General features: G+C 48.6%; 18 protein-coding genes. 7 read left to right on the top strand and 11 right to left on the bottom strand.

The window, feature by feature from the left end; genetic code table 11:
- Positions 1-14: 14 nt before the first annotated feature.
- Together folE2 and ACGHZ6_RS19630 are read right to left on the bottom strand one after the other, a co-directional pair.
- Positions 15-935 (bottom strand): GTP cyclohydrolase FolE2, encoded by a 921-nt coding sequence (gene folE2 / locus ACGHZ6_RS19635; protein WP_390615731.1) that lies wholly within the window; start codon positions 933-935, stop codon positions 15-17.
- A 12-nt stretch (positions 936-947) separates the two neighbouring features.
- Positions 948-2,282 (bottom strand): dihydroorotase, encoded by a 1,335-nt coding sequence (locus ACGHZ6_RS19630; protein WP_390615730.1) that lies wholly within the window; start codon positions 2,280-2,282, stop codon positions 948-950.
- Positions 2,283-2,621: 339 nt separating this feature from the next.
- Here ACGHZ6_RS19630 and ACGHZ6_RS19625 point away from each other — a divergent pair, with 339 nt between their 5' ends.
- Entirely contained in the window at positions 2,622-3,104 is a 483-nt protein-coding gene (locus ACGHZ6_RS19625; protein WP_390615729.1) for a hypothetical protein, read from the top strand.
- A gap of 94 nt (positions 3,105-3,198) precedes the next feature.
- Here ACGHZ6_RS19625 and ACGHZ6_RS19620 read toward each other — a convergent pair whose 3' ends face one another.
- Together ACGHZ6_RS19620 and zigA are read right to left on the bottom strand one after the other, a co-directional pair.
- Positions 3,199-3,630: a TraR/DksA C4-type zinc finger protein gene (locus ACGHZ6_RS19620; protein ID WP_390615728.1), complete on the bottom strand. Its 432-nt coding sequence runs from the start codon at positions 3,628-3,630 to the stop codon at positions 3,199-3,201.
- Positions 3,627-4,826, bottom strand: a complete 1,200-nt coding sequence (gene zigA, locus ACGHZ6_RS19615; protein ID WP_390615727.1) for a zinc metallochaperone GTPase ZigA — start codon at positions 4,824-4,826, stop codon at positions 3,627-3,629. The genes ACGHZ6_RS19620 and zigA overlap by 4 nt, the downstream gene beginning before the upstream one ends.
- Before the next feature lie 225 nt (positions 4,827-5,051).
- On the opposite strand from zigA, the gene rimO reads away from it, so the two are divergent.
- From rimO to ACGHZ6_RS19600, 3 genes are all read left to right on the top strand, one after another.
- Complete coding sequence (gene rimO, locus ACGHZ6_RS19610) at positions 5,052-6,377, top strand: 30S ribosomal protein S12 methylthiotransferase RimO (RefSeq protein ID WP_390615726.1); 1,326 nt, start codon at positions 5,052-5,054, stop codon at positions 6,375-6,377.
- 29 nt (positions 6,378-6,406) lie between these two features.
- Positions 6,407-6,652 carry a hypothetical protein gene (locus ACGHZ6_RS19605; RefSeq protein ID WP_390615725.1) on the top strand — a complete coding sequence of 82 codons (246 nt, stop codon included), beginning with the start codon at positions 6,407-6,409 and terminating at the stop codon, positions 6,650-6,652.
- A 221-nt stretch (positions 6,653-6,873) separates the two neighbouring features.
- The gene (locus tag ACGHZ6_RS19600; RefSeq protein WP_390615724.1) at positions 6,874-7,182 is read left to right on the top strand and encodes a hypothetical protein; all 309 of its coding nucleotides are present in this window, start codon (positions 6,874-6,876) and stop codon (positions 7,180-7,182) included.
- A gap of 495 nt (positions 7,183-7,677) precedes the next feature.
- Here the strand turns inward: ACGHZ6_RS19600 and ACGHZ6_RS19595 are convergent, their stop codons facing one another.
- Complete coding sequence (locus tag ACGHZ6_RS19595; protein ID WP_390615723.1) at positions 7,678-8,319, bottom strand: peroxiredoxin-like family protein; 642 nt, start codon at positions 8,317-8,319, stop codon at positions 7,678-7,680.
- A gap of 176 nt (positions 8,320-8,495) precedes the next feature.
- On the opposite strand from ACGHZ6_RS19595, the gene ACGHZ6_RS19590 reads away from it, so the two are divergent.
- Complete coding sequence (locus ACGHZ6_RS19590; protein ID WP_390615722.1) at positions 8,496-9,398, top strand: LysR family transcriptional regulator; 903 nt, start codon at positions 8,496-8,498, stop codon at positions 9,396-9,398.
- Positions 9,399-9,405: 7 nt separating this feature from the next.
- Here the strand turns inward: ACGHZ6_RS19590 and ACGHZ6_RS19585 are convergent, their stop codons facing one another.
- Genes ACGHZ6_RS19585 through ACGHZ6_RS19560 form a run of 6 tightly spaced genes read right to left on the bottom strand, consistent with a single transcriptional unit; the run spans position 9,406 to position 15,499 of the window.
- Positions 9,406-10,551 (bottom strand): DUF3570 domain-containing protein, encoded by a 1,146-nt coding sequence (locus ACGHZ6_RS19585; RefSeq protein ID WP_390615721.1) that lies wholly within the window; start codon positions 10,549-10,551, stop codon positions 9,406-9,408.
- Positions 10,538-10,765 (bottom strand): DUF4266 domain-containing protein, encoded by a 228-nt coding sequence (locus tag ACGHZ6_RS19580; RefSeq protein WP_390615720.1) that lies wholly within the window; start codon positions 10,763-10,765, stop codon positions 10,538-10,540. The genes ACGHZ6_RS19585 and ACGHZ6_RS19580 overlap by 14 nt, the downstream gene beginning before the upstream one ends.
- Entirely contained in the window at positions 10,762-11,277 is a 516-nt protein-coding gene (locus ACGHZ6_RS19575; protein WP_390615719.1) for a TlpA disulfide reductase family protein, read from the bottom strand. Before ACGHZ6_RS19575 ends, ACGHZ6_RS19580 begins: the two co-directional genes overlap by 4 nt.
- A gap of 34 nt (positions 11,278-11,311) precedes the next feature.
- Positions 11,312-11,971 (bottom strand): outer membrane beta-barrel domain-containing protein, encoded by a 660-nt coding sequence (locus ACGHZ6_RS19570; protein ID WP_390615718.1) that lies wholly within the window; start codon positions 11,969-11,971, stop codon positions 11,312-11,314.
- Positions 11,941-12,798, bottom strand: coding sequence for an outer membrane beta-barrel protein (locus ACGHZ6_RS19565; RefSeq protein WP_390615717.1), 858 nt, complete (start codon positions 12,796-12,798; stop codon positions 11,941-11,943). Before ACGHZ6_RS19565 ends, ACGHZ6_RS19570 begins: the two co-directional genes overlap by 31 nt.
- A 22-nt stretch (positions 12,799-12,820) precedes the next feature.
- Positions 12,821-15,499, bottom strand: a complete 2,679-nt coding sequence (locus ACGHZ6_RS19560; RefSeq protein WP_390615716.1) for a hypothetical protein — start codon at positions 15,497-15,499, stop codon at positions 12,821-12,823.
- 481 nt (positions 15,500-15,980) lie between these two features.
- Here ACGHZ6_RS19560 and ACGHZ6_RS19555 point away from each other — a divergent pair, with 481 nt between their 5' ends.
- Both ACGHZ6_RS19555 and ACGHZ6_RS19550 read left to right on the top strand, forming a co-directional pair.
- Complete coding sequence (locus tag ACGHZ6_RS19555; protein WP_390619194.1) at positions 15,981-17,198, top strand: hypothetical protein; 1,218 nt, start codon at positions 15,981-15,983, stop codon at positions 17,196-17,198.
- Positions 17,199-17,208: 10 nt separating this feature from the next.
- A complete protein-coding gene (locus tag ACGHZ6_RS19550) occupies positions 17,209-19,812 on the top strand; it encodes a LamG domain-containing protein (protein ID WP_390615715.1) in 2,604 nt (867 codons plus the stop codon).
- The last annotated feature ends 18 nt before the right edge of the window (positions 19,813-19,830 follow it).

The raw sequence follows: 19,830 nt of genomic DNA, 5'->3' as shown, positions 1-19,830 counted from the left end.
TGTATTGTGTGCTTTTACTTTTGGTCGATAACCACGGCATTGTGAGCATGTAAGCTTTCTTGATGCTCGACTTTAAACCAGTAGTCAGTGACGTATGGCAGCGTTTCCAGGCAAGCTTTAATGCGTCTTGCGGCGTCTTCACAAAACATCAGGTTATTGGCATTCAGGCGAGCAAACTCTTGCTCATCTATACGTTTAACAGCGGTTTGTACGGAGGTGCCAATGACTTCTTCAAAATGACGAATCAGTGAATCCAGTGCAGGCCATGGATTGTTACTGGTAGACATCTTGATATAGGCATAGGATCTTTGGCTGTGTGGTGTGGCAACACTGCCTTGATCGGATTGAATCCATTGCAGCAGTGATGCTTTATCAATGGTTTCGCTGTCAAACGCCTCACTGATAGCGTTTGCGTACAATTGACGAGACAGGGACGCCGAACACGGGCAGGTGCTGGAGTATGGAATAGTGACGTCTATGTCGTAGGCATGTGAGCCGTTGATAACTTCCCCATTAACAACGACGCTGTAGGCTTGAAAGCCACTCTCATTGCTCAGTAGTGCAGGTTTTTTCAATAGCAAATCAAACGTCAGGGTGATCTTGGCGTTATTACTGATCCCTGCTTGCGATGAAACCGCTTCATCGAGAAGACGATCGAGAAGGCTCTTGGTAAAAGGCTCTTCGTCGAGTGTATTAAGAATGGCGTGCAGGCGAGACATATGGATGCCTTTAGCTGACGCCTGGTCCAGGCTGACAAATATATCTGCTTGTGCTGCCAGACTTTGGTGTTTGCCGTTATCTAACGCTAGTGTCAGGGGGACGCCGATTTTTTCCATGCCCACCCACTGTAGCGGTAATGAGCTATCAGTCAGTGTGTTGCTGGTGACATCGGGAAGCGGGTTGGTATTGATATGATTGCTATCTGAGGAAAACATAATTCTACTGACTTATCGATTAAAAACTAAAGGTTCGGCAGGGGAAGACGCGTCCAATATGTTTTTCCCGTTGTATACTTGTTGGCCATTCACCCAGGTGCTCATTATCCGTGATTGGAAGGTATGACCAGAAAAAGGTGACCAGCCACATTTATATAAAATGCTTTCGTCAGTGACTGGTGTCGATGCATTTGGATCAATCATAACCAAATCGGCATAGTAGCCTTCACGAATAAAACCACGATCCTGCACGGCATAACGGATAGCCGGGTTGTGTGCGGTCTTTTCAACAACCTGTGTCAGGTTTAAGCGTTCATGGTGAACATGGTCCATTAGACTTAACAGTGCATGTTGCACCAAGGGTAATCCGGCCGGTGCGGTTGGATATTCACACTGCTTTTCTGCCAGTGTATGCGGTGCATGATCGGTCGCCACTATATCGATTCTGCCGCTGTGTAATGCCTGAATGATCGCGTCTCTGTCCTGTCTGCTTTTAATGGCGGGATTACATTTAATTAAGTTGCCACGTTGAGCGTAATCCTCTTCCGAAAACCAAAGGTGATGCACACAGGCTTCAGCGGTAATGGATTTGCCTTCAATAGGGCCTGCTTCGAACAGGCTCAGTTCTTTCTCTGTTGTGATATGCAAAACATGCAGTTGGCTATTGTGTTTTTTGGCCAGGCCAACGGCGTATTGCGACGAAGAGTAGCAGGCTTCTACGTTTCGCCATTTGGGATGATCTTCAATCGTCAGTGCGGGTTTAGTGCTGAGTATGCGTTCCTTGTTGCGATCCATCACCGCACCGTTTTCACAGTGAGTGACAATCAGGGTAGGTGCTTCACGAAAGATAGCATCCAGAGCTTGAGGGTGTTCAACCAACAAGTCGCCGGTTGAAGCCCCCATAAACACTTTTACGCCGCAGTGTATTTTGGGATCGAGTTGTTTGATTTGATCCAGATTACTTTCGGTCGCACCCAAATAGAAGGCGTAGTTTGCCAGCGAGCTGTTTGCTGCCAGAGCATACTTATCTTTCAGTGCCGATATGGTTGTGGTAGACGGGTTAACATTGGGCATTTCCATATAACTGGTGATGCCCCCGGCAACGGCTGCTCGGGATTCGCTGGCAATATTACCTTTATGGGTCAAACCGGGCTCTCGAAAGTGAACCTGATCATCGATCATGCCAGGCAGCAGATAGCAGCCATTGGCATCGTAAATATCATCTTCAGGCGTTGCCGGTATCTCGCTGGCAATCTGCTCAATACGCTGATTCTTGATACGAATGTCGGCTTCAATGACTTTGCCTTCATTCACGACTTGGGCATGCTTAATTAAGGTGGATGACATACGCGTAATATCTTCGATCGTTGTCCAGGAGGCGCAGCTCAGGCCTGATTATGGTGGCCTGCAGACAGGTACCATGAACTCGCCTTGTTCTTTACTCCGGGGAGGGGTGGTAAATATGTGATATTTGATGGTTGTGATATGTTATAACATAACGTTTGTTGACGCAATTATCCCAAAACACCTGCTCTAAAGGCTATCTCTGTTTTTATGCCTGAGCCATTAGAGGAATGTCGTCGAAAAGTCAGCGATTAACCCGTGTTTTCGGTGCCTTCCAAATTGAATGAGCCTTCGAGATTGTGTATATTCTGATCAAGATATTCAGTCATTTGGCCCGTTTTTATGTTCAAGCACATCTTATCTTTTACCCTGTTGTTTAACCTGGTATTTGCAGCGCAAAACGCGGCGGCTTGTGGGGCTCATAATTTCTATTTAAACCCTGATGAATATGGGGTTATTGGCGGAACCTTTATCAAGCTGGCAGGTTTGGCACCGCCAGAGCCTGTCTTCAAGGTTAAGCATGTTCCCATGACCAAAGTGACACTGGGTGTGGAATCTGAAATTACCGTCGACTATGAGCGCCCCTGGTTTTCCAGCGATGTACGTATTCAGCTCAGCAGCAGTGCGGGTGTAAGCTTGGCCGAGGAGATCATTGATCTGGATGATTATGACGGTTCGGTAAAGGTCAATTTCTCGCTCGAAAAACCTGGCTACAACACCATTCGTGTGAAAGTCATTGGTGTGCATAAGGGAGAGGAAGTTGCCTACTCCAGTGTTATCTACGTGCAGGCCAAGAAGTCAGTAGCTAAGGTTGAGCGTTTGTAAGTATGAATGACAAGGCGACAGCCTTTAATAAGTTTTTATAAAAAGCCCTGATTATTCAGGGCTTTTTTGTTTTCACGCGAAGAAAGAAACTTATCTAATCGCGGTACGCCTGTTCCTTGTATTCCATCTGGGCTTTCACTTCTGCGCAGTATTCGGCAGTTGGTCTTGCCAGTAGGCGAGGCACACCGATGGGTTCGTCTGATTCCAGGCAGTAGCCGTAGTTACCCAAACGTATACGTTCCAGAGACTGTGAAATCTTGGGCAGCAGTTTTTGTTCACGATCTAAAATCCGTAATGATGTGCTGCACTCTTCTTCCCAGGAGGCTCGATCATTCTCATCGTTAAATTCAGGTGGCGTGGCCATTTGACGCTTCGCCTCCTGAATACGATTTTTGGTTGATTCATGAAGTTCCAATAACAGACAGCGAAAGAATTCGAGTTGTTCTTCATTCATATAGTCAGACTCGGGAGCCTGCTTGATCTGTTCTTCGGTTAACGCACATTGTGCCAGTGGTGATGTGCTCATTCGTTTTCTCCCCAGCTAGGAAAAGGATCGCTCAAGGTGGCCCAGTATTCTTTGCCTCTGAGAACTTCTTCTTCGCTTAACAGGCAATCGTCAAGGGCTTGTGTAATAGCCTGTTGATTCAATCCCTGGCCGATAAACACAAGCTCCTGTCGCATATCGCCAAAGGGTTCGACCCAGCTGCTCTTAATGGAGGCAAGATAATCTTCATCGGTAGGCCAGTTCTCTTTTGGGATCGCTTTCCAAAACATGCCGCCAAAACCATAGCGTGCAATACCGCCAGCCTGGCTCCATTGCCCGGCAAATTCAGGGCGGGTGGCCAGCCAAAAATAGCCTTTGGAGCGAATCAGTTTGCCATGGTTTTCGGTGGTGTGAAGAAACTGATAAAACTTTTCGGGATGAAAGGGGCGGCGGGCAGCATAGCTAAAACTGCCGATGCCGTATTCTTCCGTTTCCGGTACATGCTCGCCGCGCATTTCTTTAAGCCAGCCCGGTGCTAATTGTGCGCGCTCAAAATTAAACAGCCCAGTGTTGAGCACATCGTCAACATTAACCTGTCCATGGGCAATGGGAATAATCCGGGCATGGGTGTTGAGTGTTTTCAGAATGGCGGTTAATCGCTCCAGTTCGGTTTGTTCGATTAAATCGGTTTTGCTGATTAACAAGATATCGGCAAACTCGACTTGATCTACTAGCAAGTCAGCAACACTGCGTTCATCCTCTTCCCCTAAAGACTCCCCGGTATCTTGCAGATACTTGGCTTCGTCATAATCCTTGAGGAAATTGACCGCATCCACCACCGTGACCATGGTATCCAGGGTGGCGACATCGGACAGTGATTCACCGTTTTCATCGGCAAAGGTAAAGGTTTCTGCCACGGGTAAAGGCTCAGAAATACCGGTGGATTCAATCACCAGATAATCAAAGCGTCCCTCCTGGGCCAATTTGTTGATCTCCAGCAGCAGGTCTTCACGCAAGGTACAACAAATGCAGCCATTACTCATTTCCACCAGTTTCTCTTCCTGATGGCTCAGTGAGACCTCGTTTTGAACCTGCGCGGCATCGATATTGATTTCACTCATATCGTTGACGATAACAGCCACTTTTTTGCCTTGGCGGTTATTCAGTATATGGCTCAGTACGGTGGTTTTCCCTGCGCCAAGAAAGCCTGAGAGCACAGTTACGGGTAATTGGGTCATGACGGGCAGATCCGCTCCAAGTGAATAGTGAGGTGGGGGGCACCACATATGATATGTTATATTATAACATTTTAGGGGGCGTCAATCGCAATTGATTGCTTGTCATAACCCTCTCACCCTAGTGCAGATTGGGGAATAACGCCTTATCCATCGCTACTGTTAGGTGCCACTCTGAACCTGACGTATAATGTGTCCCTTTTACTCTTCCCGTTAGTTGTACTCAGCATGTCCAATACCACACAGAAAGTAGGCTTTATTTCCCTCGGTTGCCCCAAAGCGCTGGTTGATTCCGAACGTATCCTGACCCAGCTCACTGGTGAGGGCTATGAGGTATCCCCGGATTACGAGGGGGCCGATGTGGTGGTAGTGAATACCTGTGGTTTTATTGATAGTGCAAAGCAGGAATCAATGGATGCCATCAAAGAAGCCATGGCGGAAAACGGCAAGGTGATTGTCACCGGCTGTATGGGCAAGGGCAGTGATGCTGAAGCCATTAAGGCGGAAGTGCCGGGCGTGCTGAGTGTTAGTGGCCCTGCGGACTATGATTCGGTAATGGATGCGGTACACAGCTATGTGCCACCGGAGCAGGAAAACCCCCATCGCCACGAACTGGTGCCGCCGCAGGGTATTAAGCTAACCCCGCAGCACTACGCCTATTTGAAAATCTCTGAAGGCTGTAATCACCGCTGCGCTTTCTGCATTATCCCCCATATGCGTGGTGATCTGGTCAGCCGGCCGATAGCGGATGTGATTCAGGAAGCCCACGATCTGGTGAGCAGTGGCGTGCAGGAATTACTGGTGATTTCCCAGGATACCAGTGCCTACGGTATTGATGTGAAATACAAGCTGGATCTGGCCAGCGGTGCTGAAACCCGCATGCAGGATCTGGCGGTAGCCCTAGGCGAGATGGGCGTTTGGGTGCGTATGCACTATGTCTACCCTTATCCCCATGTGGATAAGTTGATCCCGCTGATGGCTGAAGGCAAGATCCTGCCGTACCTGGATATCCCCTTCCAGCATGCCAGCCCCAAAGTCCTTAAGTCCATGAAGCGCCCCGCGCACAGTGAAAAGGTATTGGGCCGTATTAAAAAGTGGCGTGAGATCTGCCCGGACCTGACCATTCGCTCAACCTTTATTGTTGGTTTCCCCGGTGAGACCGAAGAAGACTTCCAAATGCTTTTGGACTTCCTCGAAGAGGCTCAGCTGGACCGTGTGGGCTGCTTCCAGTATTCCCCGGTGGATGGCGCGCCTGCCAACGATTTGCCGGATCAGGTACCTGACGATGTTAAACAGGATCGCTGGGAGCGCTTTATGGAAACCCAGAAGCGTATCAGTGCTGCTCGTTTACAGTTAAAAATTGGCCGCACTTTGGATGTCATTATTGACGAAGTCGATGAGGAAGGCGCTATTGGCCGCACCTATGCCGATGCACCAGAGATTGATGGTGCGGTTTACCTGAACGACGAATTCAACGTTAACGTTGGTGATATTGTGAAGGTGAATATCGAATTTGCCGATGAGTATGATTTGTGGGGTACACTGGCGAACTAATCCTGCGGAAGCCCTACTAAGGTAACTTCATGAAACTCACCACACTGCTTTGGTGTATTACAGGCCCACTTGCCGTCTATCATTCTGACTTGGAAAGTCGAGAGGTGTTTGATGGCGTGGTACTGCCGTTAATCTCCGCTGTGTTTTTGGTGTGGTGTGTAATCAAACTTACTCTAACCGCGGGCGGCAATGGTTCAGCGGGAGGAGGCGGCTTTGGCGGTAGTGGTGGTTTCGGCGGTGATGGTGGCTGCGGAGGCGATGGCGGCGGCTGTTAGTACCTTAGGTTTCTAAGATTTATCTGTTTATATTCTTTTTTGGGGATTCCTGACATCCCACTCCTCTTTCCCCCTATAGTTCTCTCTACATTCCTATTTGGAATCTATCTTATTCAATTTTGCCTTCTTATATTTTGATCTGGAATAGCTAGACTGGTTAACAAGTTTTCGGGAAATGTCTTCCCTCTTTGTTTACTCCGCCTAAGAATGGAGAGCTAGTCATGAAAAGTTATACCTTTGAAAGTGTTACCCGTTTCACCGATGGCATTGTGTATGTGGCGTTAGTAGGTACGATGCTGGTGAGTTTAAGTAATCTGGCTGTTGCGGAAAATGTTGAAAGCAATGATGTCGTTCCAGCAAAAACTCAGGTTCATGAGGTCACTGAACTGCCTGCTACTGCTGTAGGAAATATTTCGCATCAAGCTCAATTGTTAGTGCCGAATATTCAGCAGCAACTGCAATTGAAAATTGAAGCGAAAATGCAGCAGCAGTTGAATCCTGTGAAGGTTAATCAGGTGGCTTCTAGGTAAGCTTATAAAAGAATTCTTTATCGCTGTTGGGGGCTTCGGCCCCTTTTTTTGTGGTTTTTGGTTCGTGCAATTGCTCCGGTTTACCCAAGGGTGGGGGCTATCTATTCCCGGCTGCAAGACTTGTACTGGGGCGCTCGCACTTGCGGAACTCGCAGACGACGCTCAGACAGTCCTCGTAAACGCTCCTCGCCCCAGTACAAGTCTTAAACGCAGCCTGATTGGTCATAGATAGCCCCCACCCTTGGGTAAACCTACCTTTAGATCGGTAAACAAGTTAGGCATTGGCACATAGGGGAGGAGGGTAGCGGTACAGCTTCTCGTAGCAGTCAGGCCATGTTTAAGCGGCAGAAAAAGTCAGGGGTGTCGCCGAGGTTGTTTGAGCGTTTTTAGCGAGTTTACGGAGCGCTGACTTTTTCTGCCGCTTATGGCCGCGAAGAGAAGCTGTACCGCTACCCTCCGGGTTTATATCTAAGGCTTATCAGCTTGGAAAGATTTTTAGAGTTGCTCCAATAGAAGCTCAGGATCAAACCGCTTACGAAAGTCTGTCTCCACATAACTAAATACAACCGTATGATCAGGTTTAATTAGGTAGGTGGCAGCCAGGGGTAATTCCCAGCGCTCCGAGCGATGAAGTTTGGCCAGGTTTAGACCTTTGCGGGTAAACATATGTTGATATTCAGGTGATACCGGGTAGGTCAAACCAAAGGCTTTGGCGATGCGATTATTCTCATCGTGTACCAGGATGCCATTGGGGTAAAACGCATTAGTGAGTTCTTGAGAATAGGTATCGGGATGTTGTGGGGAAAGCGCCAGACACGTGGCTCCACGCTCTTTAAAGGTCTCAGCCAGATCAGTGAATGCTTGCAGTTCGGTTAGACAGAACTCACACCAACTGCCGCGAAAGAAATTCAAAATAACTGGTCCCTGTTGCAGTAGGTCGTAGAGTTGCGGGAAGTCATCACTACCTCGGCTGGGAATCATAAAGTCCGGTGCTGTTTCTCCGGTTTGCAAGCGTCTTTCCAGAATACCGCTTTTGCGTAGCATTAGGCTGGCCTTTTGTAGGGTGGCCATTTCCGGGGCGGTGGTTTGCTCGCAGATGGTTTGTCGCAAGCGTGCCAGAATATTCTGAAAAGTCATGCAGTTACTCGATGTACAGTGATTATTGGCTATAACAGAATCGTAAATTATTCCTGGTGCTATGATAATGCAGCATTACAGAATAGGATCTATTCTTATACTGAATAAATAAACCCGTTATGCTTTGAGTATAGTCAAGTTACTTAAAGTATAGAGGGGAGAGTGCAGGGGACTTCATGGATCGTTTAACCGCAATGTCGATGTTTGTGCGTGTGGCCGAGAATGGCAGTTTCTCGGCGGTGGCAAAGGAGTTGGAAACCACCCAGCCCACGGTGAGCAAGAATATTGCTGAGCTGGAGAGCTGGTTGGGGGTAAAGCTGCTCAATCGCAGTACCCGTAGCCTGCACCTTACGGAAGCGGGGGCCGATTACTATGAGCGCTGTGTCAGTATCTTGATGGATATCGAGGAGGCTGAACACAATGCGGGTTCTCTGCATAGTCAGCCCCGGGGCACGGTGCGAATCACCACGCCGGCTGCCTTGGGGGAGCTTTTTATTGTGCCCTGCTTAAAAGGCTTTTTTGAAAAGTATCCCGACATTCACGTGGATGTGAACCTCAATGATCGTAGCCTGGACCTTATTCAGGAGGGGATAGATTTGGGAATCAGGATGGGGGAGTTGAGTGATTCTTCCTTGATTGCCAAGCAACTGGCTATTAGCCCTATGGTGACCGTTGCCAGCCCCGAGTATTTATCTGAGCGGGGAGTACCGCAGCACCCGCGGGATTTAAAGGATCACAATTATATTGTCTATAGCGGGCGCGGACAGGCTCACGATATTGAGTTTGTAGATGGCGATGTCTCGATCAAGGTGAATGTAAAAGGTAATTTGATTACCAATAGCAGCGATGCTATCCGTCAGGCTTTATTGTCGGGGCATGGGGTCAGTAGAGCACCTACATGGTTGGTAGGGGATGCGCTTGCAGATGGGCGGCTGAAGACGGTACTGGATGAATTTAATTTAGGGCCCATGCCATTAAGCGCGGTTTATCCTTCCGGGCGGCACCTGCCTTCCAAGGCTCGGTGCCTGTTGGATTATTTGGCGGAGGTTTTCTCTACCAATAAACTGATAACCGGTTGATAACTGCCTAGTACCAAAACGACAGATATAAACGAATTACATCGGCATCAAAGCTGTACAAAGGCTCCTCGCCTACCGGAGCACCGCTGGTCACATCGCGGAAGTTATTATAGTCAAATTGGATATGGTCCCAATAGGCGTTGATGGTGCTTTTCTCAAACATATTGAGAAAGCCGGTCTTGAGTTCATAGCTTACGCCTATACCAAAGGTCTGGGTGGTAAAGCTACTTAGCTCTTTATCGCGGGCGCGAAACGATGTGGCTTCTTTAAAATCAAACAGGTCACTGTAAAAATCAGCCTGGGTTTGATCGTAGGCCCGGTATTTCACCTCAAACATCCATTGGTTACCGAACGGATGGGTATAACGTACTTCAAAACTGTCTGCGTTAATGCCCCAGCTGTCGCTAAAAGTGCGAAATTCTCCTCGCAGTGCGGCGCGATAGGGCAGGTAGTAAATAGCGCGCAATGAAAAGGCATCGCTATTGCGGGTGCGCGGATAGAGTTCGGCTTCGTAGCTGTAGCCGGTGGGTACAGAGTTGTCGCGATAACGTACCGAGCGATAGGGGTTGTTGAGGTAACCCTCGTCAACGACGGTTTCAAATACGGCGCTGGCGATCAGGTTTTTGGTCAGAATTTGCGAAACACTTAAACTGTAGCGACGGTGATCGGCTTCGTCTTCAAAGCTGTCATCGGTATTGTTGCGCACGGTATCGCTACCCACACTGAAACCTAACCCCAATGTGGTTAAATCACCAAAGAAATCCTGGCTGATACCAAAGCTGACGGTAGAAGCGTCGTAGTCGTTCTCAGTACTGTTGGTGTAGCTGAGGCTGAAAATGGTTTTATCGTTGAGGTAATCCAGGCCAACACTGCTTTCGGTTCGCTCTTCGGTATAGGGGCTGGCGGTGGCCTCTACATCAATCGATGCACTGCTCACCATATCCACATAGTAGTTACCGTATACCGAAACGGTATTGGCAATATCTTTTCGCACCAGGACCGAAGGGCCATCGATATCTGCACCACCGCCTTCATAGGCGTGATAAAGCACATCAATACGATCTTCGGGCAGTACTGCAGACCAACTGGGTAGGCTAAAGAATAATCCTGCCAGTAATAATGTTGAGCGAGTGAGTCTGTTAGTTACAACCACAACCGCCTCCCGCGCTGCCTTCAGCACCCCGTGCAGCTTCCCGGGCTTCATAGACGTGATTCATATAACGGGTCGAAACCGGGTCGCGTTCGAAACTCATAATCGGGTCGGCCAGGTTCTGGCGTTCATAGGGTTTGACCCAGGGGGAGAAGTTGCTACAACCACTGAGTATCCCTATCAGTCCGGAGATAAATATACACTTGATAATGTTCATTCGCGGATCAGCTCCTTGATCTGTTGGCGGTATTTGTCCTCATAACCGGGTTTGTAACCACGGTGGAGGTAGCGCAGTTGTCCGTTGCGGTCGACCAGTAAGGTGGTGGGCATGGCATCAACATCAAATAATTTGCTTGCCGTGCTTTCGGTATCGTAGAGCACAGGAAACGTCACAGGGATTTTTTTCAGCAACTTGTTGGCCGCTTTGGTATCGGTTTCGACATTAACACCTAATACGGTGAAACCGGCGTCTTGATAGCGTTGGTGCAATTTATCCAGTTCCGGCATTTCCTGGCGACAGGGGCCACACCAGGAGGCCCAAAAATTAATCATCACCACCTCGCCACGGTGTTCTGACAGGCGAAGGTTTTTACCGCCGTTGCTTTTTAGGGTGAAGTCGGGTGCTGCACCGGAAATGGTTTCTGCTGTGGCATTAAGGCACGCCAGTAAAGCGCTGCCGACAATCAGTATACGGATTGTGTTTAATGCTCGTGGCTTTAATATTTTCATGGCATTCTCCTACTGCAGTAGCGCTTTGAATAAATTAGAAAAAGAAAGTAATGCCCGCATGGGTTTCCAGATTGATAATGGTTTGTTCTTCACCCAATAAATCGTGATCGAACATATGACCACGGACATCAAAATGCAGGGCCAGCCAATCGGTGGTTAACAAACGCAAACCCGCGCCCAGGGTATAGGTAAAGTGTTCCTCGTCAGCAAAATCGGTATTGCCAACGCCTGCCGTAATATACAGGGCAGAATTAAACGACCATTTGTTGCCAATAAATATTTCACCCGGGAACAGGTTATATCCGGCTGACAGGTTGTAGTAGGTCAGATCCCGTTGGTCATCGGTAAGGATTTGTGTGGCACCACTCAAACGTTCGAAACTGGTTTCCTGGGTTGTGGTAGAGCCATAGGTTGCTTCAACAAACAGGTCTTCAGTAACGTGATAGGCCAGTCGGAATCCAGTGACATCATTGGTGCCAAAGTCTTCGACATTCATCACGCCGTAGTAGGCGCCGATTTCAAAGTCTTCTGTATCCAGGTCCGCTTCGGTAATTTCACGGCGTTCAAGATCCGGGGTGATGATTTTATCCAGTACAGAGCGATCATTCTCACTGTCAGCAGAGACCGGATTAGCGAAGCTAATCAAAAGACCAGCGCTACAGGTTAGAAAAATACGTTGAAGCCCAGTTTCCATTCGTCTATCTCCTCGTTTTCATTGCGGCTGGTCAGAATTAAGTGGTTGTTGTATTCAAGGCGCATAACAAAACGGCGACTTAAATAAATGTAGGCGCCTGCGCCTACGAGCATGGTGGTATCGCTGCGATCTTCCGTTTGCACCAGCGTGGCATGGGGTTGGGTTTCAATGGTGCCAGCACCCAGCATAAAGAAAGGCGAAATGCGCCATTGCGGGAAGGGTTGGTGAATGACCGCGGCATTAACAATGGTGTTGTCGGAAAACTCCCCTGTGGCCTGACTGATTCTCACTTCTGCGCTGATATTGTGGGAAAAGCGATAGCCTAGATTTAGCGTTAAAGAGTCAGCGCCTTTAAATTCTCCCATGGCGACACCAAGGTCCCAGCGACGGGCAATATATTCATCCCACCCGGGCTCGCCAAAGAACAAGGGCTCGCCGTCAGGGCCGAGAGTTTGATTCAGGGCATCACGTTTTACCCAGCCGTGTTTGTTATTGCGTTTATCGCTAACTTTAACCCAGTCGGTACGACGTTTGTGCAGGTGAATAATCTCGCCACGTTCAATAACGTGGAAGATCGGGTAGCCCCGACCAGGGCCGGTATGAACTTCAATATAGGTGTCGTCAACGGTGACGGTGAGAATATCCTCTGGCAGCGCCTCGGGGCGACTATAGGGTTTTACCGTGAGTGAATTCTCCTGATTTGCAGCTGTGGCTAGGTCATCAAAACTCGCCGCCGATGAACTTAGCATCCAGAAAGTGACAAGCGCGAATAATCCCGGAAGTAATTCAGGAAAATATAAAATTGATCGCTTACCGGTTGTATTCATGAGTTATAAGCCTGACCGTCCATCAGTTAATCGGAACATCAAACGGGTTGTTGTAATACTGGGCGCCAATATCCAGCCATTCGGAAATCAGTTTTAATTCCGCATCGCTTAAATAGTTTTCATGGCTGCCGCCGGATGCGAAGGGAGCGAAAAAGCGCGGGCTGCTCAGGGCACCATTAGTGCTCATGGCTGCATTGACATTAACGGTGACCATAATGGGAATGGGATTACCGTTGATATCGAGAACAAGGTTGCCGTCACTGTCGGTTTGAAACAGCGGGTTACCATTACCGTCAGTGGCTTGCACCAGGCGATCAATCAGGGCGCCATTAATATCCAGTTCCTGCTCGGCATCGTTAAAGAGTAATTCGCGGTAGGAAATCAAATGATCGGCTTCGTCCGGTGAGGCAGAACCAGTCAGGTCCAGCTGGGCATCGGGTACTTGCAGGACGTTGTTATTGTCGCGGGTGTTATGGCACAGGGTGCAAGTATGATTATCAATAACGTTGTTGTTGATATCCAGTACTTCACGATTCACTTCCCAGATGGGGTGGATATGATCCTCATAGTGGATAATCGTGCGGCACAGGGATGTCCAATTGGTTTGGCAGGGGGCCGTTACCGGTGCTGCGCTACTTAAATCACTGTAGCGGTAGGCGAAGCTGGGTTCTTTGGTGAGTGCACCGGAATCATCCGTCCATTCGTCATCAAAAATAATATCGACGCTTGGAGAACGCACACCATTGATTCGGCTGTAGGTTTCCGCCATGGATTCCCCCAGGTCAGCGAATAACGCCGGTTCACTGTTGGGAAAGGGGATGCCATTTGCCAGAGAACCGTTATTGACGCTGGGTGCTTGTGCACTCAGGCGGCCATGGGGTAATTCACTGCTACTGCTGTGGCAGCCACGGCATTCCTGTTCTTCCCCGGGACGAAGCTGCAACCAGTTTTGATGACGTTCACCGATGCGTTTACCCTCGGCATCAACCACTTCAAGGCTAAAGGCAATGTCGGCGGGGATTTTGGTTTTAACGGAGCCGTCGGGTTCAATGGGAACATAACCGATAATTTCACGCATCAGTTGTGCGCGGCTGCGACCAAAATCACTGTTGTCCAAATCCACCAGGTCATCATCAGGAATGGCTACAGCTTTGATAATGCGTAAAAAACGCGCTGGTCTTTGATCGACAGGTGTTTGCTGTGGGTCAGCCATAACACTGATGCCGGCTGGTGTGCTATCGGTTCCATCCAAATCGTAGACGCTGCGAATATGTAATACACCGACACTTTCGCTCACCAGGGTTGCATCCACATCCACACCGATAACCGGTTCAGGAATAAAGGTCGGTGCCGTGGTTGGCTCCATGGTCACCGCTTCGGAATACATAATGCCTTCTTCCGGCTGTATTAACGGCTGCTGGCTCTGGTTTTCCAGGTTGTAAACCCATAAGCCATAGAGCGGTGGTGCTAACTGAATATTTGGCGTTGCCAACAAACTATCAGTGCAGGCGGTATAGAGTCCGTTATCGGGATTTATAACCCGGCATTGACTCCAGCTTACCAACAGGCGGTCCGTGCCATCATTAAAAGGAAAGGCTGCACTGAACTCTCCGTGGGGTGAGGGGCTGCCATCAATCGTGACTTCCAGTAGCGCAGACGATAGTTGCCCCGGCCCAGTCGCACCATTGTTGCTGTAAACCGGTTGATTAATATCGGTAAAGTTTTCGCCATCGATCAATACAATATCACCACCGTAGCGGTCGTTTTGACGAGGCTTGAGGGAAATCAAAATGCGCCCATCGGGAGCTTGGCGCGGCTGATAGAAAGCCGCCTGGGTGTTATTCGTGCCTGTATCCTGACTGTGATAACCATAATGCAGCGACAGCTCACTGCCGTCAGGCTTCACGGTATAAAGGCTGATATTGTCGCGGTTGGCGATATTGTCCCAGCGATTAAATAAAATGCGGCCGTCACTCAACACAGTAGGTTGTAAATCATGACTCTGATTAAAGGTCAGTTGCTGAATATTGGTGCCGTCGGGTTCCATGACATGCAATACCAGTGCTTCGTCATTTAAGTCTTCTTCCAGGCCGGCAAACTGTGGTTTATTGTCATCCAACAGAATAGCTTTGCTGCGCCTTTGGCGATTAGAGGAAAACACGATACGACCATCCGGCAGATATACTGGATCGAGATCCTGTCCACCTTCGGCATTAATGTCAGAGGTAATGATGCGTCTCAGGTTGCTGGTGGTTAGATCGTATTCCCAGATATTCCAGGTGGGTTGATCTTCTTCGTCGAGACCGGGGATTTCAGGTGCACGCATGGAAAACAATAAACGCTGACCATCAGAAGAAACTTCCAGGCCTTTTACGTCGTAGGGATCATTACCACTAAATGCCCCTTGGGTAATATCAACAGCATTTGCGCTGGGCGTTGCTCTGTCTTTAAGGAAAATGCGTGCGCCAGGATTAAAGGCAGTGGGTAACAAAATGTCTTCGATCGCAGGATTGCCTTGATCATCTGTGGGCAGGGTGCGTTGGATATAGGCAATGGGCAGATCAACCACCACGGGATCTGCCTCCTGTTCATCGCTGCTTCCAGAACCGGTCTTGCAGCCCGCTAACGCTGTAAGGGTGGCAGCAATTAATAAAGGTGAAGCAACCTTACGGCGGCTCAGGCAAAATCCAGGGTTACTCATTCAGCTATATCCAGCAAGACCAAGGCTATCATTTTCGTTAACTTGGTTTGATTTTTCCGCCGAATCAATCACGCAATTTGTGGGATGCCCGTAACGTTATCTCAGTAAAGTAATGAATTGAGTGACGAATTTTTACATTGATCGCAAAATGTTATTTCTTATTTATATGTGCATTTAACATGAAGCGATTTTATTTTCTGATAGTGAAAATAAATTGTGATCGTGTCGAGGTTTGTTATTTGTAGGTGTATTTTCCACATAAAGTTGCGACAGGTTTATCATCCGTTGTCTCTAAGCGGACACAGGAATTTTCAAATGATCTAGGCATAATTCCCATCATCGTGATGCAGAGCTGCATTGAAAATATTCATAATAAAATTGTGATTAGACATGGTTTGGGCGTATGGCTAAGCGGGATGCGGTAAAGGGAAAATTAGAAAAAACACTAACGAGTAGTTCGCTTTTGCGTGTTGTTTCTCATATGGCGAGGAATGTTGATCACAAACTAATTTTGCAGTGTGTCTCATTTTTTAGCGTAATAGCGCTTGCAACTGTTGCCCACGCCGGCGTTAGAGAACAGGCCAAGGTGATGCATGATCGCTTGGTCGGTACGACGCCTAGTGAGGCGGTACTGCTGTCCATGGCGGCAGATTTGGAAGCCGGCGACTATATGCAAGCGGCCTATACAGCTATGGCCGACGAGGATTTTCTACGTGTTACATTAAAAAATTGGGTGACACCCTGGACCAACCGTGATCAGGATGTGTTTCAGCCGTTAAATGATTACACCGCCACGGTGATTGGTGTGGTGCGCGATGAGTTGGATTTTCGGCAAATTCTTTACAGCGATATTATCTATATTGCTGACCCTGCGTTAGGGCTAGCTGCCTACAGCAATGGTAATAATACCCAGTATCAGCAGTTGGAAGACCAGGGGGTAGCGCTGTCTACGGGATTGGTGCAGCGTCAACAGTCAAGTGTTACTGGCTTGCCTGCGACAGCGACCGCAGGTGTTATGACGACCCGTGCTGCAGCAAAAGCATTTTTTATTGCGGGCACCAATCGCGCGATGTTCCGCTTCACCATGTTGAATCATCTATGCCGGGATATGGAACAGGTACAGGATACCTCTCGCTCTCCTGATCGTATTCGTCAAGATGTATCACGCAGTCCTGGTGGTGATAGCCGGGTATTTCTAAATAACTGTGTCGGTTGTCACAATGGAATGGATCCTATGGCACAGGCGTTTGCCTACTACGATTATATCTATGACGCCAATAGTGATCCTGATGGTGTGAATGGTGCTATCAGTTATAACACGACGGGTCAGCTGGATGCTGCCACAGGTTTAAGAGTAAAAGCCAAATACCATATCAACAGCGCTAATTTCCCCTATGGATTTATTACCCCGGATGATCAATGGGATAACTACTGGCGCAGTGGCCCAAATGCCAATCTTGGTTGGGACGGTGGCTTGTCTGGAAGTGGTGATGGGGCAAAAAGTATGGGACAGGAATTGGCTCATAGTCAGGCGTTTGCGCAATGTCAGGTAGAAAAAGTGTTTACCACAGTGTGTTTACGTGAGCCCGGTGATGCCGCCGATCGAACGCATATTACCAATACCACAACCAGTTTTACGTCCAACTATAACTTGAAGCAGGTTTTTGCGGAAACCGCTAATTATTGCAAAGGCCCTTAAGGATATCGACATGTACGTTAGCATGTGTAAAAGCGAGACCAACAGTAAAGGTTTCAACAAAGATCGTAGCGGTCAGTCGATATCGGTAGGCCGTGCATGTCGGTTATTACTTTTAGTTGCCCTGTCTATGAGTTTTTTGACAGGCTATACCGGCTGTGCTTCCGGCAGTGGTGAAGAAACGCAAGAGAATGTGAATACCAATCCACAAGGTAGTGGAGGCGCGGTTACCTACAATGGGCCGGCGCCGCAAACAGCAGATGTACAGAGTTTTAAAATTAACGTTTGGGATAATCTGGTTGCAGATAATCGCTGTGGAAGCTGTCATGGTACGGGGGGGCAAGCTCCGAGTTTTGTTCGCAGTGATGATATCAATGCCGCATACAATGCTGCCAATACGATTGTAAACCTGTCTGTACCCGCCAGCTCGCGTATGGTCACCAAGGTTGCTGGAGGCCATAACTGTTGGTTGGATACGGCGAGTGTGTGTGGCGATATTATCACCAACTATATTAGCGCCTGGGCATCGACATCCGGTAGTGTGGCTAACGTTGTGGCCTTAACGCCTCCTCAGCTGAAAAATGTGGGGGCCAGTAAAAGTTTTCCTGCCAATACTACGGATTTTGTACCGGTTCATAACTTGTTAACAACCTATTGTGCGGGGTGTCATGCTGAAGATGCCGCTACTCCGCAGCAGCCTTATTTTGCCAGCAGCGATATTGATATCGCCTATGAGGCAGCGAAAAGCAAAATCGATTTGGATACACCGGCAAACTCCCGTTTCGTCGTGCGTTTGCGCAATGAATTTCACAACTGTTGGAGTGATTGCAGTAATAATGCCGATACCATGGAAGCCGCTATTACTGCTTACAGTGCAACTATTCCGCTGACGGTTGTTGATCCTGCGCTGGTTATCAGTCGGGCATTAAATCTTGCTGACGATGGCATTGTGGCCAGTAGTGGCGGACGGGTAGAAACCAATGTGATTGCGCTCTACCAATTCAAAACCGGTAGTGGTGTAACAGCTTACGATACCAGTGGTATAGACCCTGCGATTAACCTGAATCTGGTGGGGGATGTTGCGTGGGAAGGTTCCTGGGGAATACGTATCAATGACGGTAAGGCGCAGGGGTCAACGACAGCAAGTCGTAAACTGCATGATTTGATTACCGCCACCAATGAATACTCAATCGAAGCCTGGGTGGTTCCCGATAATGTGACTCAGGATGGTCCCGCCCGGATTGTCAGTTATTCCGGTGGTAATAGTGTGCGTAACTTTACCTTGGGACAAACACTGTATAACTATGATTTCCTAAACCGTAGCAGTGTCACCGATGCCAACGGTCAACCTGCGTTATCCACAGCGGATGCCGATGAGCGCTTGCAGGCGACCTTGCAGCATGTGGTATTAACCTACGACCCGATTAACGGACGGCGGATCTATGTCAATGGGCAGTACACCGGAGATGCCGATGCCAGCAGTGGCGGCACCCTGGGCGACTGGGATGACAGCTTTGCATTGGTATTGGGTAATGAGGTGTCTAACGATAATTTATGGCAGGGCAGTGTACGTTTGCTCGCCATACATAATCGCGCTATGTCGGTCGCCGATATTCAACAAAACCACGCTGCTGGTGTGGGTGAAAAATTCTTTATGTTATTCAGTGTCTCGCACCTGATTGCCGTTCCTGATGCCTATGTCGTTTTTGAGGTGCAGCAGTTTGATAACTACGGTTATCTGTTTAATGCGCCTTTCTTTGTCAGTCTCGATAGTAATGCCACGCTTGGCAGTATTCCCCTGCGGGGATTACGTATAGGTGTTAATGGTCGTGAAGCGGATGTCGGTCAGGCCTATGCAAATCTGGATCTCACATTGACCGATGCGGCTTATGTTGGTGGACGTCAGGTGTTGTCGACGTTAGGAACGGTTATTGAGCTGGATCGTGGGCCGACAATTGACGAATTCTTTTTGACATTTGATTTGTTGGGGACGGAGACCTATGTGCGTACCGAACCCATTCCACCGCCGGTGCCAACACCTGCCGATATTCCCGATCAGTCACTTATTGGCCTGCGTACCTTTGAAGAAATCAGCGCAACGATGGCTGCCGTAACAGGAGTAAGCAGTACCGATCCAGAGGTTATGGATACCTACAACAAGGTAAAACAGCAGCTGCCTACGGTGGAAACCATTGATGGCTTCCTGGCTGCCCATCAAATGGGCATTACCCAGTTGGCGGTTGAATACTGTAACAATTTGGTGGGGGAGCTCAGTGATACCAATACCGTATTGCGTGATACCTACTTTGCTGGATTTAATTTTACCGATACACCGGATAACGCGTTTGATATTGCCGGACGAGCCGCAGTGATTGATCCGTTAATTGAAAACCTGCTGTCTCATGATCTGCCTGTTAGTGCACCGGCATACCCTGTGAGTGCACCCCTGACAAGTCAGCCATTACCAGCGGATATCGAATCAGAATTAAATGATCTTATGGACCGTATGGCGGTTTTTTGTCCCGGTACCTGTGCTGCAGAACCAGACCGTACGATTAAAGTGGTCAAAGCCACCTGTGCTGCTGCTATTGGTAGTGCAGTGATGCTGATGCAATAAACACGGTAGGAAGCGAAA

Source organism: Maricurvus nonylphenolicus (assembly GCF_042854845.1).
In the GTDB taxonomy this organism is placed as follows: domain Bacteria; phylum Pseudomonadota; class Gammaproteobacteria; order Pseudomonadales; family Cellvibrionaceae; genus Maricurvus; species Maricurvus nonylphenolicus.
Note: the sequence above shows the minus strand (reverse complement) of the source record. Positions and strands in the feature narration are given on the sequence as shown.